Genomic DNA, 16,138 nt, shown 5'->3' on the forward strand with positions numbered 1-16,138 from the left:
GAGAGAATACATTGACGAAGTTTGAAGATTTAGGCATTAGCCAGGCTACGTTAAAAGCCGTCCTTAGAATGGGTTTTGAAGAAGCCACTCCTATTCAGGCAGAGACAATTCCATTAAGCTTGGCAAATAAAGACGTAATTGGCCAGGCTCAGACAGGCACGGGTAAAACCGCAGCCTTTGGGATTCCATTAGTTGAAAAAATTGATACAAAACAAGAAGCGATTCAAGGGATTATTATTGCCCCGACTCGGGAGCTTGCTATCCAGGTATCCGAAGAGCTTTATAAAATAGGTGCAGGTAAAAGAGTCCGGGTTCTGCCGATTTATGGCGGACAGGATATTGGACGGCAAATCCGTTCATTAAAAAAAGCGCCGCATATCATTGTTGGGACACCAGGCAGGATTCTTGACCATATTAACAGAAAAACCATGCGTCTTGACCAAATTCAGACAGTAATTCTGGATGAAGCCGATGAAATGCTGAACATGGGATTTATCGAGGATATTGAATCTATCCTTGCAGGAGTTCCGGAAGAAGGGCGCCAAACATTACTTTTTTCTGCGACCATGCCAGGGCCAATCCAACGAATTGCTGAAAAGTTTATGAAGGACCCGCAGATTGTCCGTGTGAAAACGAAGGAAATGACGGTTCCATTGATTGAACAATACTATGTTGAAGTGCAGGAAAAGAATAAGTTTGATGTTTTAACCAGACTTCTTGATATCCAATCACCGGAATTAGCGATTGTGTTTGGGCGGACGAAGCGCCGTGTCGATGAGTTATCCGAAGCCTTGAACCTTCGTGGCTATACTGCAGAAGGCATTCATGGTGATTTAAGCCAGGCGAAACGCCTTTCTGTTTTACGTAAGTTTAAAGAAGGTACTATCGATGTTCTTGTTGCAACTGACGTAGCGGCAAGGGGACTTGATATTTCGGGAGTTACCCATGTTTATAACTTTGATATCCCGCAGGATCCGGAAAGCTATGTACACCGCATCGGACGTACAGGTCGTGCCGGCAAAACGGGTGTAGCAATGACTTTTATCACACCACGTGAAAAGCCATATTTATTTGTGGTGGAAAAAACAACGAAGCGCAAAATGGAACGTATGAAGCCGCCAACCCTTGATGAGGCATTGGAAGGCCAGCAACGGGCAGTTGTTGATAAAATCCTGCAGACGATTGAATCCAACAATCTTCATTATTATAAGAATGCAGCAGAAGAGTTACTGGAAGCTAATGATGCTTCAACGGTTGTTGCAGCAGTGTTGAAAATGCTGACAAAAGAGCCTGATACAACACCAGTTAGATTGACTGAAGAGGCTCCGCTTCCGTCGAAAAAGGAAAGAAGACCACATGACCGTGGAGGAGATCGCCGAAGAAGAGACGATTCACGGAACTATAATTCTGATCGCAGAAAAAAGGCTCCAGTAAAACCTCGCAGTGAAAGAAGAACCGGCGGCGGCAAACCAAAATCAAAAACATATTAAGATAAAGTATTAAAGCATGGATGCTGACTGTGTCCATGCTTTTTTATATTTGCAAAAAGGGAAGACTACATGTTAAATACCATTTGGAGGATTTAACATGATTATACGTCTTGGATATGTAGCCATGAGTGTGGAACTTCAAAATGCATCACCATCGCAAACAATGACATTTGCGCAATTTAGCAAAATTAACGACAGGGATGCAGCTATTCGTAAGCTCGAGAGAATCGCTGAATCGAATCTACATAATTGCCTCCGCCTCCTAAAACATAATGATGCCAATCAAGTTCACTTTTTTCGGTTAAGCTCGCGGCTCATACCACTTGCCAACCATGAGGAGCTACTCGATTGGAATTATATAAAACCATTAAAGGAGCCTCTTAAAGAACTTGCGCAATATATCAAGAAGCATCCTTTAAGAATTGATTTCCATCCTGACCATTTTGTAGTTCTTAATTCACCGGATAAAGAAATTTTAAAAAACTCATTGAGGACGCTTATTATGCATAAAGCACTGCTGAAGGGAATGGAAATCGACACAGAACATCGCTGTGTCCTTCATGTCGGAGGCGGCTATGATGATAAGGAAAAGGCTCTCGAGTTATTTATTCATAACTGGGCCTATATTTCACCCTCCATTCAAAGAATGATTATGTTGGAAAATGATGATACGACATTTACCGTTAAAGAGACCTTATATCTTTGTGAAAAACTGGGCATTCCCATGGTGTTTGATTATCACCATCATCTGGCTAATCATGAGGACGAAAATTGGCAGGAGGATTGGGGGCGAGTGGTGGAGACCTGGAAGGGCTCTCCCCTGCCAATAAAAATGCATATTTCTAGCCCGCGGTCCGAACGTGACTTTCGTGCTCATGCGGATTATGTTGACCCAGAAATGTTTCTTCGGTTCCTTAGGGGTGTCGAGGGGACTGTTCCCGAGATTCATTGCATGATTGAAGCGAAGCAAAAGGATGCCGCCCTCTTTCAACTTTCTCGGGATCTTCAAGGAGTCAGCGGACTAAAAAGGCTGGATCAGTCAAGTTTTCTGATGGAATAGTAGAGCTTCCATTCGTTTCTTTGTATACTTGTATGTGGGAGATTTCCATCTTCTTCTTTGGAGAATCATACGGCTAGAAGGGTTTATGGGAGGGGAAAAGTGTCTTATTAAAGGGAGGGGGAATAGGATGCAGACAGAACCGCAAAAACGCATATCGGAAAGAGCCCTGAAAGTATGGCGCATTTCTGGTGTTATAAAAGCAGCCATAGAGTGGGCAATAGATGTAACGGCCATCATAATAATACATATATTTGACGGACCAAATTGGGTGTCCGGTATCCTTGTAGCGCTTGCCATCATATTAACCTATTTACATATTTTCTTATTCCCATCAATCAGATGGAAACGCTGGCGGTACGAGGTCCGCGAAGAAGAAATTGAACTCTTGAAAGGGATTTTTATCATTAGTCGCACGCTCGTACCGATGGTTCGTGTTCAGCACGTCGATACTGTACAGGGACCAATTCTAAGAAAATATAAGCTGGCATCGGTCATCGTCCATACGGCGGCTGCCGCTCATGAAATCCCTGCCCTGGAGGAAAGTGAAGCGGAAGAATTACGACTATATATTTCAAAATTGGCAAGAGTGGCAGAAGATGATGTCTGAGCCAAAACGGCTTCACCCCATCGCCAGCGTCATTAATTCCGGAAAAAGATTAAGGAACCTTTTCATCCCTTTAGCTGCAATATTTTTTTCAGGAGGGCGAGAAGGCAAGGAATCTCTATTAATTACACTTGGTATCGGCTTTGTTGTAGTTATTTTCACTTTTATCTCTGGGCTAATTTCTTGGTTAAAATATACTTATCGATTTGAAAATAATGAGCTTCGAATTGAATACGGGATTTTCATTCGCAAAAAACGTTATATCCCCTTTGAACGAATCCAAAGCATCGATTTGACAGAAGGCATTTTGCAGCAGCTGTTTGGGCTTGTAAAGGTACAGATTGAAACCGCCGGCTCAAGTGGAGATGAGGAAGCGGAGGCTGTTCTTTCAGCCATTACCAAGGAAGAGGCAAAGCTTATTCAAGAGTATGTCGCAGCAGCAAAAATGGGTGATTTGGAAGCAGCTAGCTGCCAAGCGGTCAAGCCGATTTTTAAAATAACCACACCGCAATTATTGCTCTTATCGTTAACATCAGGAGGCATCGGGGTGGTGATATCTGCTTTATTCGCACTGCTTTCCCAGTTTGATGATTTCATCCCTTTTAAAAAGATCTTTGGCGGGTTGGAAGATTTGGCGGTTCACAATCTCCTTCTGATTGCCGTCCTTGTTTTCGTCGGCTTTTTTCTGGCATGGCTGATTGCTTTAGTGATGACGATGCTGAAATATGCGAATTTCACGGTAGTTAAAACAAAAAAAGACTTCGTTATTTCACAAGGGTTTCTTGAGAAAAAACAAATCACCATTCCTTTAAACCGGATTCAAGCTATAAGAATCAGTGAAAATCCAATAAGGCAATTGCTTGGCTATGGAACTGTGTATGTCGAAAGTGCCGGGGGATCCATTGAGAACAAGGATGGCGCAAATGTCATCCTGCTGCCAATCATGAAGGTAAGGGAATTGTCTTCCGTAATAGGCCCTTACTTACCGGAGTATCATTTCACGACGTTCTTCACTCCAGTCCCGAAGCGGGCGTTAAGGCGTTATATCTTCCGCAGCTGGTTCATTCCGGTTCCAATTGCGGCGGCAGCCATCTTTTTTTTCAAAATGTGGGGTCTCTTTTCGCTGTTCCTAATTGGCTTATTTACATTTTGGGCCATACTTAAGTATAAAGCTGCAGGCTGGAGTTTGGATGGTCAACAGCTGACCCTTAGATTTCAGACCACCAACCGCACCACTGTCTTTATGAAGAAAAACAAAATTCAAAGCCTGGAAATAAGGGAAAGTTACTTTCAACGAATTAAAGATTTGGGGACCGTTGAGGCCAATGTGAAATCAGGATTAGGCGGTGCCGGCGGGACAGTTATCGATATGGAAAAAAACGAGGCAGAGAAGATTTTCGGCTGGTACTCTAAGGACCAGAAAAACAGGGAGGCAGCGCGCAGTTGAAGCTTCCTTGTCTATTCTTGGCTAATAAGAAAGTATAAATTCAACTGCTCCTCATGAACCGGCCTAACGGACTTGCCAATCGGCGAGTTTTCATTTAGCTAATAGAAAAGTATAAATTTTTCCAAATTTATACCTTCCTAACGCATAAATTCAACTACGCCTCTGTCTTCGTCCTATCGGACTTGCCAATCGGCGAGTTTTCATTTACTTTTGACGTGAAACTGCCCCAAGCAAGAGCCCGCCCAGCAGCCCAAAAAGATGGGCGGTAATATTCACGTTAGGTTCAAGAAATGTCATTACTAAGCTGATAACTGTAAGTGAGATGATTATTTGCGAATTTGCTTTGGAAAGTGTATTTTTTTTGAAAAAAGTAAGGGCCAAATAGTAGCCGAACAGCCCAAATATCGCCCCGCTTGATCCGACATGTGTATAGGTGAGCGCCTCAAGCAGCAAGGTGGCAACATTGGCGGCCAATCCGGAAACCAAATAAACAATTAAAAATCGTGTGCCGCCGAGCATTTGCTCCAACCCTGGTCCGAATAAAACAAGGGCAAAACTATTAAACAGCATGTGGGAGAAACCACTGTGCATAAAGATCGGTGTAATCAGCCGCCAATACTCGCCCTCCATAATGTAAAGATTGACCCCGGAGAGGGTTTCAATAAACCAGGAGTTTGGGAATATTGGTATAATGGTACAGATAAAAAGAATGAGATGAATGACCACTATAATAGAAACCACCGGATAAAAGCGAAGAAACTCGCGAAGACTTTCAGTTCGAGTAAACATTATTTTCCACCTCTTACTACCATCATAGACTATTATTTTATCTTGTACACTATTATGCTGACAGGAAATGAAATAGAAGGAAGATTAGCGATGATTAAAGGAATTGGTATTGATATTATTGAACTTTCAAGAGTTCACGAGATCATCAGCCGGCAGCCCAAATTTATCGACCGGGTTTTGACTGCGGGCGAAAAACAAAGATTTTCAGAATTAGCAGAGCGTCGAAAGGTCGAATTTTTAGCTGGAAGATTTGCAGCAAAAGAGGCCTTTTCAAAAGCGATTGGAACGGGGATTGGTAAAGACCTTTCCTTTTTGGACATCGAAATTAGTTCGGATGAGTTGGGCAAACCAGTCATTATAAAGCCGGAAGTATGTGCCTATTTGTCCATTTCCCATAGTAGGGATTACGCTGTTGCCCAAGTTGTGATTGAAGAGGGTAACTAAATAAAAAAAGCATGTCAGCCCCGTTAGCATATTCCCCAAGGTTGTCTCATATATTCATAGGGAAAAAGGAGAGACAAGGTCAGCTTGGTCATTTTGGTTATCATGCCTGATCCCTGCCTTTCTCTTCTCAATACACTGAAATGAGACAAGAAGGGGTTGAAGGAATGAGGAAAAAGTTAGTGCTGCTCATCACGGGGCTGATCGCAATCTTCATGCTCGCTGCCTGCGGGTCTAAATCACAGGATGATGTGATAAAAGATTTAAATGGAAAGCAAAAGGACTTATCAAGCTATAAAGCTGAAGCAAAAATGACTCTCAAAATGGGGTCGGATTCTCAGGTTTACAATGTGGAAATCTGGCATATGGATCCAAATTTTTACCGTGTTAACCTAAAAAATGCGGAAAAAGACCAGAGCCAAATGATTTTAAGAAATAATGAAGGCGTATTTGTGTTAACACCTGCCTTGAAAAAGAGCTTCCGCTTCCAAAGCGATTGGCCGCAAAACAGCAGCCAGGCTTATCTTTATGAATCATTAATTAAAGACATTGTGGCTGATAAAGATGCCAAGTTTTCTGCTACAAAAGAACACTACATTTTTGAAACTAAAACCCGCTATCAAAATAATAGTATGCTTCCAATCCAAGAAATTAAGCTGAATAAAAAGGATTTGTCACCAGCAGTCGTTAAAGTGATGGACCCTGACCGAAATGCCCTTGTAACAGTTGAATTTACAAAGGTTAAATTCAACGCTAGCTTTGACAAGGACGACTTCGATATGAAGAAGAACATGACCCGTGCAGAACTTAATATGCCGGCGATGGCAGATGGAGGAGACAAGGCCTTTACAGTTAAGTATCCGACATATGAAATTAAAGGTACAAAACTGATTGAAGAAAAATCAGTCAAGATTGAGGATGGAAAACGAGTTGTCCTCACTTATGACGGTAAAAAATCATTCACCCTTGTTCAGGAAAAGGTGAAATCGAAGGTGGCCTCAACTACCCCAACTTATGTAGAAGGTGATTTGGTGGACCTAGGCATTACGATTGGGGCTGTTACTGACCATTCAATTACCTGGTCACAGGGTGGAGTCGATTATATGATTGCCTCGAAAAACCTGACGAAAGAAGAGATGGTCGAGATCGCTAAGTCCGTTCAAGGGGAAGCGGTAAAATAAATAAGGTTTCAAGCTGCGAAGGTGTTCCGCCTGGCGCTGATTGGGACCAATAATTTACACCAGCAGGCTCTTAGGGGCCTGTTTTTTGTGCTAATAGGGAATTATAAATTAAACTAATCTCAGAACTGTACCTTTGGACTTGCCAATCAGTGAGGTTTCATTTATATGCTATAATAAACTGACATTAATGTTTTTAGGAAGTGGAATCATGGGAGAACAAGACTCTTTTTATCGGGATACATGGGTAGAAGTAGATTTGGATTGTGTTGCAGAGAATGTCATAGCTGTCAAAAAACAACTGCCTGATGGGGTGGACCTTTTTGCCGTTGTGAAAGCAAATGCCTATGGCCACGGGGATATCCAAGTGGCTGAAACGGCACTGAATGCAGGGGCGGTTTATTTGGCGGTAGCCTTTATAGATGAAGCAATTGCACTGCGAAAAAAAGGGATAATAGCACCCATACTTGTTTTAGGAGCTTCTCGTCCATGTGACGCCTCAGTGGCTGTTCAAAATAATATCACCCTGACTGTTTTTCAAAAGGAATGGCTCGAGGAAGCAAAGCATCAGTTGAATAGAGATGAGCAGCTAAAGGTCCATGTGAAACTGGATACAGGAATGGGACGGATCGGTGTCCGCACTGTCGAAGAATTAAAAGCAGTTGAACAAACCATTGCAGCTGATAGTCGATTTTTGTTTGAAGGGATTTTTACGCATTTCGCAACAGCTGATGAGTTGGAAACTGCTTATTTCAATGAGCAGCTAAGCAAGTTCGAAACACTGATTGGCACATTGGATGAACGGCCAAAGTATATTCATGCCAGCAACAGTGCAGCGGCTATCCGGTTTCCAAAGGCCTATTTCAATGCTGTCAGGCTTGGAATTGTGATGTACGGGTTAACCCCATCCCCGGAAATGGAACAGGAAATTCCCTTTTCACTAAAAGAGGCTTTTTCGTTAAAGACAAAGCTTGTCCATATTAAGAAGCTGCCAAAAGGCAACAAGGTAAGCTACGGGGCCACATATGAAAGTGAGCAGGAAGAATGGATAGGCACCTTGCCAATCGGGTATGCAGATGGATGGATTCGCAGGCTTCAAGGGCAAGAGGTCCTTATCGCTGGACTTCGCGTGCCAATCGTCGGCAGGGTATGTATGGATCAGTGTATGATTCGTCTTCCTTTTGAGTTTCCTGTTGGCACAACCGTCACGTTAATTGGCAGCGATGGTGACCAGCTAATTTCGGTTAATGAAATTGCCGCAAAGCTTGACACCATTAACTACGAGATACCTTGTATCATTGCGAGCAGGGTGCCGCGCATCTATAAAAAAAATGAAAGAATTGTCGAGATAAAAAATTACCTGATATAGGTGTAAATCATGCATAGGAAACATATTTATGATATTGCGGTAATTTGTGCATAAAAGCTTGTTTAGTTGGCTTATAATACAATAGGAATCATATTTAGTCTATGCACGAGGGGCTTTTAGTGATATTATAAAATATGGTATAGATAAAAAAATGGTGTGTAGTGATGGTGGAGGTGTATGTTGGGTGTCTGAATCCAGCGCAACTACGGAAATCTTGGTAAAATTACCGCAGCATCTATTAACTGAATTAGATGGCTTCGTAAAACAGGAAAATGTAAACCGCAGTGAGTTTATCTACCAAGCAACAAAAATGTATTTACGCGAACGAAAAACGAGACAAATTCGCGAATCCATGAGACGTGGATACATGGAAATGGCAAAGATTAATCTACGAATTGCATCAGAAGCATTTCAAGCAGAATATGAGGCAGAGCATACTGTTGAACGTCTTGTAAGCGGAGGATAATCCCTTGATTGTCAAGCGTGGTGACGTTTATTTTGCGGACCTTTCCCCAGTTGTTGGTTCTGAACAAGGCGGCGTCCGCCCTGTACTAGTCATCCAAAACGACATCGGGAATCGGTTTAGTCCCACAGTGATTGTTGCAGCGATTACAGCTCAAATTCAGAAAGCGAAGCTCCCTACTCATGTTGAAATTGATGCGAAGCGCTACGGATTTGAACGCGACTCAGTCATTCTGTTAGAGCAGATTCGCACAATTGATAAGCAGCGGTTAACCGATAAAATTACCCATCTCGATGACGAAATGATGGAAAAAGTGGATGAAGCCTTGCAGGTTAGTCTTGGTCTCATCGAATTTTAACTTAAAACGCTCTTTGTGAAAAAGGAGCGTTTTTTCGTACATAATTCTGCCCTCATATTGCTTAGGCAAGCTCACAGAAGCTTGCCTTTTCTGTTTTTAATTCCAGTAACGTCGGATGGGCGACAGTGAAAAAAGGATTATCCGCCAGTAACAGTTGGTTATGCGACAGTAATAGGAAGTTATCCGCTGGCGTCGCGACAGTAACGAGAGGCTATACGACAGTAAGTGGGTCTTATCCGCCAATAATATCCGACAGTAACGAGAGCTCCTCCCTGCCTCTTAATAATGAAACGGCACTTTTAATTTGCTACAATGGATATAAAATGAATGGAGGAATAGTTAAGTGACCGAAACAGTAATAAAAGACGATCAGCTGTTAGGAAAAATTTCAGCTGAATTGGCAATCAGCCATAAACAAGTGAAAAATGTCATTTCCTTGCTGAATGAAGGAAATACAGTCCCATTCATCGCTCGCTATCGTAAAGAAATGACCGGTGCCCTAGATGAGGTGCAAATTCGAAATATTTTAGATCGCTGGCAATACATACAAAACCTCGAGCAAAGAAAAGAAGAAGTTCTCCGGATCATTGCGGAACAAGGAAAGCTGACCGAGGAACTCCAAAAAAGCATCGTAAAGGCTGAAAAGCTCCAAGAGGTGGAAGACCTATACCGTCCCTATAAACAAAAGAGACGAACCAAGGCTACAATAGCTAAAGAAAAAGGCTTAGAGCCGCTTGCGGAATGGCTGCTGACATTCCCAAAAGAAAGTGTTGAAGAAAAGGCGAAGGAATTTTTATCAGAAGAAAAAGAAGTTCTTACAATTGAAGAGGCGCTAGCCGGCGCAAAGGATATTGTTGCGGAAATGGTGTCTGACGATGCGGAGGGCCGAAAATGGATCCGCCGGGAAACCTTTAAATCCGGTGCGGTTGTCTCTGTTGTAAAGGAAGCGGAAAAGGACGAGAAAAACGTATACGAAATGTACTACGAATATGAAGAGCCTGTAAATAAAATTGTTCCTCACCGTATCCTTGCCTTAAACCGCGGTGAAAAAGAAGACATTCTAAGAGTGTATATCAAAATTAACCCAGATATTATCATCTCGTATTTGTCCAGAAAATGGGTTAAAAAGGAGCACTCACCGGCAGCTTCATTTGTATTGGAAGCAATCGAAGACGGCTATAAAAGATTAATCCAGCCATCAATTGAGCGAGAAATCCGCAGTGAGTTGACAGAAAAGGGGGAGACCCAAGCTATTCATATATTCTCAGAGAATTTGAGAAACCTTCTCCTCCAGCCGCCTTTAAAGGGAAAAATCGTTTTAGGTGTAGACCCTGCCTATCGGACAGGCTGTAAGCTGGCGGTTGTGGATGAAACCGGGAAGGTCTTAAAGATTGATGTCATTTACCCGCACCCGCCGAAGGCGAAACTTGAGGAAGCAAAAGACAAGTTTATTAAAATATTGCTGGACTATAAGGTTGAGATGGTTGCAATCGGAAACGGGACGGCTTCTAGAGAGACAGAGCAATTCGTAGCTGATATTTTAAAAGAAGTTGAGGGAGAAATCTTTTATCTAATTGTGAATGAAGCCGGGGCAAGTGTGTATTCTGCTTCCGATCTTGCAAGAGAGGAATTTCCGGACTTCCAGGTAGAAGAACGGAGTGCCGTGTCAATTGCCCGCCGTCTGCAGGACCCGCTTGCGGAATTGGTTAAAATAGATCCGAAATCAGTAGGTGTCGGCCAATACCAGCATGATGTATCGCAGAAACTTTTGTCCGAATCACTCCATTTCGTCGTGGAAACGGCAGTTAACCAGGTCGGCGTGAATGTGAATACTGCTTCATCTTCCTTACTTCAGTATGTCGCTGGCCTTAATAAAACAGCTGCCAATAATATTGTGAAAATGCGCGATGAGGAAGGGAAATTCACCAGCCGCTCGCAATTAAAAAAGGTTCCTCGCCTTGGTGCAAAGACCTATGAACAAGCGGTGGGCTTCCTGAGGGTATTAGATGGAAAACAGCCACTGGACCGGACCGGAATTCACCCGGAAAATTACAAAGAGGTAGAAAAACTACTTAAAAACCTTGGCTTTACAACGGCTCACCTAGGGTCTGAAGAGTTGAAATCTGCCTTGAACGGCCTTGATTTGAAGTCAGTTTCTGAAGAGTTGTCCATTGGTGAGTTAACATTGAAGGATATTGTTGACGCACTTGTAAGACCGGAACGTGATCCGCGTGACGACTTGCCGCGTCCGCTTTTGAAAAAAGATGTTCTAAAACTAGAAGACCTAAAATCCGGAATGGAGCTCCAAGGTACTGTTAGAAATGTTGTTGATTTCGGAGCTTTTGTAGATATTGGGGTTAAACAGGACGGGCTTGTTCATATTTCAAAACTAAGCAATCGATTCGTCAAACATCCGCTCGATATTGTTTCGGTAGGGGATGTAGTAACCGTCTGGGTAGATTCGGTTGATATGAAAAAAGGCCGGGTAGCCTTAACGATGCTTCCTCCAGCAAAATAATAAAAACTCGCTGATTGCGCGAGTCCGTTATGACGAAGAAAAAGGCATAGTTGAAATATATGTGTTAAAAAGCAAAAAGCGAAAACACTGCTTAGCAGTGTTTTTTTCTGTAAAAAAACCAGCATTGATTTAACAGCTTGATTTGATATCGATTTTTTTCATAAAATGCTCTTTTCATTTGGTTTTGAAACCAAGTAGGCATAAATCAAACCTCCCGAAAAGTTTCTCCACAAGGGTATATACAATATATGCTATAATAGGTTGTCACGTTCGCAAAGAAAGTGAGGGAACCTTAAATGAAGGATTTAGAGCTTCAATTGATGGTGGAAAAAATCTCATTGGAGTACTTTGGGAAGCCATTCAAACATAAGGCAACCTTTAATTCTCGGCTCAGATCAACTGGCGGCAGATACCTTTTGGGGACACATAATATCGAAATTAATAAAAAGTATTTGGAGCAGCTTGGCGAACAAGAATTAATTGGGATCATTAAACATGAGCTCGTTCACTATCATCTTCATCTTGAAGGTAAGGGATACAAGCATCGTGATTTAGATTTTAAAACACTCTTAAAAAAGGTGGGAGCACCAAGGTTTTGCAATCAGCTTCCGGATGCCCCAAAAAGAAAACGTAAAGCTAAAAAAATCCTTTTATATAAATGTACAAAGTGCAGTCTTCCATATCAGCGTAGAAGAAGCATAGATACAAGTCGCTATGTTTGTGGAAAGTGCAAAGGGAAATTAGAAAAGGTTAGAGAATATCTGTTGGAATGAAAGTTTGAAAAACCATTTATTTCTATGAAAGTTCGTATTGACTTTAGATAGAGACGTCATTATAATTTAAAGAGTCGATAGGGCAACACCTTATTAAACAACGTCATATTTGTTATTATTCCGCAGTAGCTCAGTGGTAGAGCTATCGGCTGTTAACCGATCGGTCGCAGGTTCGAATCCTGCCTGCGGAGCCATATTGGGGAAGTACTCAAGTGGCTGAAGAGGCGCCCCTGCTAAGGGTGTAGGTCGCGTAAGCGGCGCGAGGGTTCAAATCCCTCCTTCTCCGCCAGGTGAAAATATCGGCCCCTTGGTCAAGCGGTTAAGACACCGCCCTTTCACGGCGGTAACACGGGTTCGAATCCCGTAGGGGTCATCAGGAATGGGGAATGAATAAAGTCATTTCCTGTTTCTTTCTCTTTTAAAAAATAATATATATTGGGCTATAGCCAAGCGGTAAGGCAACGGACTTTGACTCCGTCATTCGTAGGTTCGAATCCTGCTAGCCCAGCCATTTTATGCGGGTGTGGCGGAATTGGCAGACGCACCAGACTTAGGATCTGGCGCCGCAAGGCGTGGGGGTTCGACTCCCTTCACCCGCACCAATAATTTCCTGTTGAAAAACTTCAGGAAACATGTTATGATTTTCTTTGTCACTAATTTAAAATGCGGTCGTGGCGGAATGGCAGACGCGCTAGGTTGAGGGCCTAGTGGTGGCAACACCGTGGAGGTTCAAGTCCTCTCGGCCGCACCAAAAAAACATGTTGACATCATAAATCGAATGTGTTAAGATATAAAAGTTGATTTAAAAGAGCGCCCGTAGCTCAATTGGATAGAGCGTCTGACTACGGATCAGAAGGTTATGGGTTCGACTCCTGTCGGGCGCGTTATAAAGTTCAACTCCAATATCGGGAAATAGCTCAGCTTGGTAGAGCACTTGGTTTGGGACCAAGGGGTCGCAGGTTCGAATCCTGTTTTCCCGACCATCATAATTTTATATGCGGGTGTAGTTTAGTGGTAAAACCACAGCCTTCCAAGCTGTTGTTGTGGGTTCGATTCCCATCACCCGCTCCACTTTAGAATGATAGTTCTTTGAAAACTAAACAAACAAAAACGTCAACAAACAATAATATTGGTTTCGAATGAAACAAAGCCAACGTAACATTTTTGAGCTAATCAACTCAACTTTATTGGAGAGTTTGATCCTGGCTCAGGACGAACGCTGGCGGCGTGCCTAATACATGCAAGTCGAGCGAATCAATAGGAGCTTGCTCCTGTTGATTAGCGGCGGACGGGTGAGTAACACGTGGGCAACCTGCCTGTAAGACTGGGATAACTTCGGGAAACCGGAGCTAATACCGGATAATTTCTTCCCTCGCATGAGGGAAGGTTGAAAGTCGGTTTCGGCTGACACTTACAGATGGGCCCGCGGCGCATTAGCTAGTTGGTGAGGTAACGGCTCACCAAGGCGACGATGCGTAGCCGACCTGAGAGGGTGATCGGCCACACTGGGACTGAGACACGGCCCAGACTCCTACGGGAGGCAGCAGTAGGGAATCTTCCACAATGGACGAAAGTCTGATGGAGCAACGCCGCGTGAGCGATGAAGGCCTTCGGGTCGTAAAGCTCTGTTGTCAGGGAAGAACAAGTATCGGAGTAACTGCCGGTACCTTGACGGTACCTGACCAGAAAGCCACGGCTAACTACGTGCCAGCAGCCGCGGTAATACGTAGGTGGCAAGCGTTGTCCGGAATTATTGGGCGTAAAGCGCGCGCAGGCGGTCCTTTAAGTCTGATGTGAAAGCCCACGGCTCAACCGTGGAGGGTCATTGGAAACTGGGGGACTTGAGTGCAGAAGAGGAAAGCGGAATTCCACGTGTAGCGGTGAAATGCGTAGAGATGTGGAGGAACACCAGTGGCGAAGGCGGCTTTCTGGTCTGTAACTGACGCTGAGGCGCGAAAGCGTGGGGAGCAAACAGGATTAGATACCCTGGTAGTCCACGCCGTAAACGATGAGTGCTAAGTGTTAGAGGGTTTCCGCCCTTTAGTGCTGCAGCTAACGCATTAAGCACTCCGCCTGGGGAGTACGGCCGCAAGGCTGAAACTCAAAGGAATTGACGGGGGCCCGCACAAGCGGTGGAGCATGTGGTTTAATTCGAAGCAACGCGAAGAACCTTACCAGGTCTTGACATCCTCTGACACTCCTAGAGATAGGAATTTCCCCTTCGGGGGACAGAGTGACAGGTGGTGCATGGTTGTCGTCAGCTCGTGTCGTGAGATGTTGGGTTAAGTCCCGCAACGAGCGCAACCCTTGATCTTAGTTGCCAGCATTCAGTTGGGCACTCTAAGGTGACTGCCGGTGACAAACCGGAGGAAGGTGGGGATGACGTCAAATCATCATGCCCCTTATGACCTGGGCTACACACGTGCTACAATGGATGGTACAAAGGGCAGCGAAGCCGCGAGGTGGAGCCAATCCCATAAAACCATTCTCAGTTCGGATTGCAGGCTGCAACTCGCCTGCATGAAGCCGGAATCGCTAGTAATCGCGGATCAGCATGCCGCGGTGAATACGTTCCCGGGCCTTGTACACACCGCCCGTCACACCACGAGAGTTTGTAACACCCGAAGTCGGTGGGGTAACCGTAAGGAGCCAGCCGCCTAAGGTGGGACAGATGATTGGGGTGAAGTCGTAACAAGGTAGCCGTATCGGAAGGTGCGGCTGGATCACCTCCTTTCTAAGGATATAAGCTGGACCTATGAGCCAGACAATACACGTTTGTTTGATTGTTTCTTGTTTGTTTAGTTTTGAGGGAATTATCTCTCAAAACTTTCGTTCTTTGAAAACTAGATAATCGTAAAAGAAGAAGTAACCAAGTAAGAACCGAGTAATCGCCATTTTAGTTTTTCTCTCTTATTTTTAAGAGTAAAAACCTTTTAGGTTAAGTTAGAAAGGGCGCACGGTGAATGCCTTGGCACTAGGAGCCGACGAAGGACGGGACTAACACCGATATGCTTCGGGGAGCTGTAAGTAAGCGCCGATCCGAAGATTTCCGAATGGGGAAACCCACTGTTCGTAATGGAGCAGTATCTTTACCTGAATACATAGGGTATTGATGGCAGACCCGGGGAACTGAAACATCTAAGTACCCGGAGGAAGAGAAAGCAAACGCGATTCCCTGAGTAGCGGCGAGCGAAACGGGAACAGCCCAAACCGAAAGGCTTGCCTTTCGGGGTTGTAGGACACTCAACATGGAGTTACAAAGGAACGGGGTAGATGAAGCGGTCTGGAAAGGCCGGCCATAGAAGGTAAAAGCCCTGTAGTCGAAACTTCGTTCCCTCCTGAGTGGATCCTGAGTACGGCCGGACACGTGAAATCCGGTCGGAAGCAGGGAGGACCATCTCCCAAGGCTAAATACTCCCTAGTGACCGATAGTGAACCAGTACCGTGAGGGAAAGGTGAAAAGCACCCCGGAAGGGGAGTGAAAGAGAACCTGAAACCGTGTGCCTACAAGTAGTCAGAGCCCGTTCATGGGTGATGGCGTGCCTTTTGTAGAATGAACCGGCGAGTTACGATTGCATGCGAGGTTAAGTTGAAGAGACGGAGCCGCAGCGAAAGCGAGTCTGAATAGGGCGAAATAGTATGTAGTCG

General features: G+C 44.1%; 13 protein-coding genes, 9 tRNA genes and 2 rRNA genes (1 of these 24 running past the window's edge). 22 read left to right on the plus strand and 2 right to left on the minus strand.

Annotated features, from left to right (window positions below):
• The first annotated feature begins 11 nt into the window (after nucleotides 1-11).
• From ACZ5AE_RS01255 to ACZ5AE_RS01270, 4 genes are all read left to right on the plus strand, one after another.
• Nucleotides 12-1,490 carry a DEAD/DEAH box helicase gene (locus ACZ5AE_RS01255; RefSeq protein WP_464568754.1) on the plus strand — a complete coding sequence of 493 codons (1,479 nt, stop codon included), beginning with the start codon at nucleotides 12-14 and terminating at the stop codon, nucleotides 1,488-1,490.
• Between the two features lie 97 nt (nucleotides 1,491-1,587).
• Nucleotides 1,588-2,550, plus strand: a complete 963-nt coding sequence (uvsE, locus tag ACZ5AE_RS01260; RefSeq protein WP_464568756.1) for a UV DNA damage repair endonuclease UvsE — start codon at nucleotides 1,588-1,590, stop codon at nucleotides 2,548-2,550.
• 127 nt (nucleotides 2,551-2,677) lie between these two features.
• Nucleotides 2,678-3,157: a PH domain-containing protein gene (locus ACZ5AE_RS01265; protein WP_464568758.1), complete on the plus strand. Its 480-nt coding sequence runs from the start codon at nucleotides 2,678-2,680 to the stop codon at nucleotides 3,155-3,157.
• Nucleotides 3,147-4,601 carry a PH domain-containing protein gene (locus tag ACZ5AE_RS01270; RefSeq protein ID WP_464568762.1) on the plus strand — a complete coding sequence of 485 codons (1,455 nt, stop codon included), beginning with the start codon at nucleotides 3,147-3,149 and terminating at the stop codon, nucleotides 4,599-4,601. The genes ACZ5AE_RS01265 and ACZ5AE_RS01270 overlap by 11 nt, the downstream gene beginning before the upstream one ends.
• Nucleotides 4,602-4,805: 204 nt before the next feature.
• Here the strand turns inward: ACZ5AE_RS01270 and ACZ5AE_RS01275 are convergent, their stop codons facing one another.
• Complete coding sequence (locus tag ACZ5AE_RS01275; RefSeq protein ID WP_464568764.1) at nucleotides 4,806-5,192, minus strand: rhomboid family intramembrane serine protease; 387 nt, start codon at nucleotides 5,190-5,192, stop codon at nucleotides 4,806-4,808.
• A 288-nt stretch (nucleotides 5,193-5,480) separates the two neighbouring features.
• Here ACZ5AE_RS01275 and acpS point away from each other — a divergent pair, with 288 nt between their 5' ends.
• The 6 genes from acpS to ACZ5AE_RS01305 all read left to right on the plus strand — a co-directional run bounded on the left by acpS (nucleotide 5,481) and on the right by ACZ5AE_RS01305 (nucleotide 11,717).
• The gene (gene acpS / locus ACZ5AE_RS01280; RefSeq protein ID WP_464573502.1) at nucleotides 5,481-5,834 is read left to right on the plus strand and encodes a holo-ACP synthase; all 354 of its coding nucleotides are present in this window, start codon (nucleotides 5,481-5,483) and stop codon (nucleotides 5,832-5,834) included.
• 164 nt (nucleotides 5,835-5,998) lie between these two features.
• Nucleotides 5,999-7,012 carry a LolA family protein gene (locus tag ACZ5AE_RS01285; protein WP_464568766.1) on the plus strand — a complete coding sequence of 338 codons (1,014 nt, stop codon included), beginning with the start codon at nucleotides 5,999-6,001 and terminating at the stop codon, nucleotides 7,010-7,012.
• A 208-nt stretch (nucleotides 7,013-7,220) separates the two neighbouring features.
• The gene (alr, locus tag ACZ5AE_RS01290; RefSeq protein ID WP_464568768.1) at nucleotides 7,221-8,378 is read left to right on the plus strand and encodes an alanine racemase; all 1,158 of its coding nucleotides are present in this window, start codon (nucleotides 7,221-7,223) and stop codon (nucleotides 8,376-8,378) included.
• Nucleotides 8,379-8,562: 184 nt separating this feature from the next.
• A complete protein-coding gene (locus ACZ5AE_RS01295; protein WP_213120931.1) occupies nucleotides 8,563-8,844 on the plus strand; it encodes a CopG family ribbon-helix-helix protein in 282 nt (93 codons plus the stop codon).
• A gap of 4 nt (nucleotides 8,845-8,848) precedes the next feature.
• The gene (gene ndoA, locus ACZ5AE_RS01300; RefSeq protein WP_007083556.1) at nucleotides 8,849-9,199 is read left to right on the plus strand and encodes a type II toxin-antitoxin system endoribonuclease NdoA; all 351 of its coding nucleotides are present in this window, start codon (nucleotides 8,849-8,851) and stop codon (nucleotides 9,197-9,199) included.
• Nucleotides 9,200-9,542: 343 nt separating this feature from the next.
• The gene (locus tag ACZ5AE_RS01305; protein ID WP_464568774.1) at nucleotides 9,543-11,717 is read left to right on the plus strand and encodes a Tex family protein; all 2,175 of its coding nucleotides are present in this window, start codon (nucleotides 9,543-9,545) and stop codon (nucleotides 11,715-11,717) included.
• Nucleotides 11,718-11,808: 91 nt separating this feature from the next.
• Here the strand turns inward: ACZ5AE_RS01305 and cmpA are convergent, their stop codons facing one another.
• The gene (gene cmpA, locus ACZ5AE_RS01310) at nucleotides 11,809-11,919 is read right to left on the minus strand and encodes a cortex morphogenetic protein CmpA (protein WP_213120929.1); all 111 of its coding nucleotides are present in this window, start codon (nucleotides 11,917-11,919) and stop codon (nucleotides 11,809-11,811) included.
• Nucleotides 11,920-12,013: 94 nt separating this feature from the next.
• Between cmpA and ACZ5AE_RS01315 the strand changes: the two genes are divergently transcribed.
• The 12 genes from ACZ5AE_RS01315 to ACZ5AE_RS01370 all read left to right on the plus strand — a co-directional run.
• A complete protein-coding gene (locus ACZ5AE_RS01315; RefSeq protein WP_464568776.1) occupies nucleotides 12,014-12,490 on the plus strand; it encodes a SprT family protein in 477 nt (158 codons plus the stop codon).
• A gap of 119 nt (nucleotides 12,491-12,609) precedes the next feature.
• Nucleotides 12,610-12,684, plus strand: a tRNA-Asn gene (locus ACZ5AE_RS01320).
• Between the two features lie 4 nt (nucleotides 12,685-12,688).
• Nucleotides 12,689-12,779, plus strand: a tRNA-Ser gene (locus tag ACZ5AE_RS01325).
• A 12-nt stretch (nucleotides 12,780-12,791) separates the two neighbouring features.
• Nucleotides 12,792-12,863: transfer RNA gene (locus ACZ5AE_RS01330), tRNA-Glu, on the plus strand.
• A gap of 63 nt (nucleotides 12,864-12,926) precedes the next feature.
• A tRNA-Gln gene (locus ACZ5AE_RS01335) sits at nucleotides 12,927-13,001 on the plus strand.
• A 6-nt stretch (nucleotides 13,002-13,007) separates the two neighbouring features.
• Nucleotides 13,008-13,092: transfer RNA gene (locus ACZ5AE_RS01340), tRNA-Leu, on the plus strand.
• Nucleotides 13,093-13,155: 63 nt separating this feature from the next.
• Nucleotides 13,156-13,241, plus strand: a tRNA-Leu gene (locus tag ACZ5AE_RS01345).
• A 59-nt stretch (nucleotides 13,242-13,300) separates the two neighbouring features.
• Nucleotides 13,301-13,374 (plus strand) — tRNA-Arg (locus tag ACZ5AE_RS01350).
• A gap of 22 nt (nucleotides 13,375-13,396) precedes the next feature.
• Nucleotides 13,397-13,473, plus strand: a tRNA-Pro gene (locus ACZ5AE_RS01355).
• Between the two features lie 14 nt (nucleotides 13,474-13,487).
• Nucleotides 13,488-13,561 (plus strand) — tRNA-Gly (locus ACZ5AE_RS01360).
• Nucleotides 13,562-13,674: 113 nt separating this feature from the next.
• A 16S ribosomal RNA gene (locus ACZ5AE_RS01365) occupies nucleotides 13,675-15,224 on the plus strand.
• 202 nt (nucleotides 15,225-15,426) lie between these two features.
• A 23S ribosomal RNA gene (locus ACZ5AE_RS01370) occupies nucleotides 15,427-16,138 on the plus strand; it runs 2,224 nt beyond the window's last position.
• The 16S and 23S rRNA genes sit together here with 9 tRNA genes alongside, the layout of an rRNA operon.

The sequence above is a fragment of the Neobacillus sp. S1227 genome (assembly GCF_055385255.1).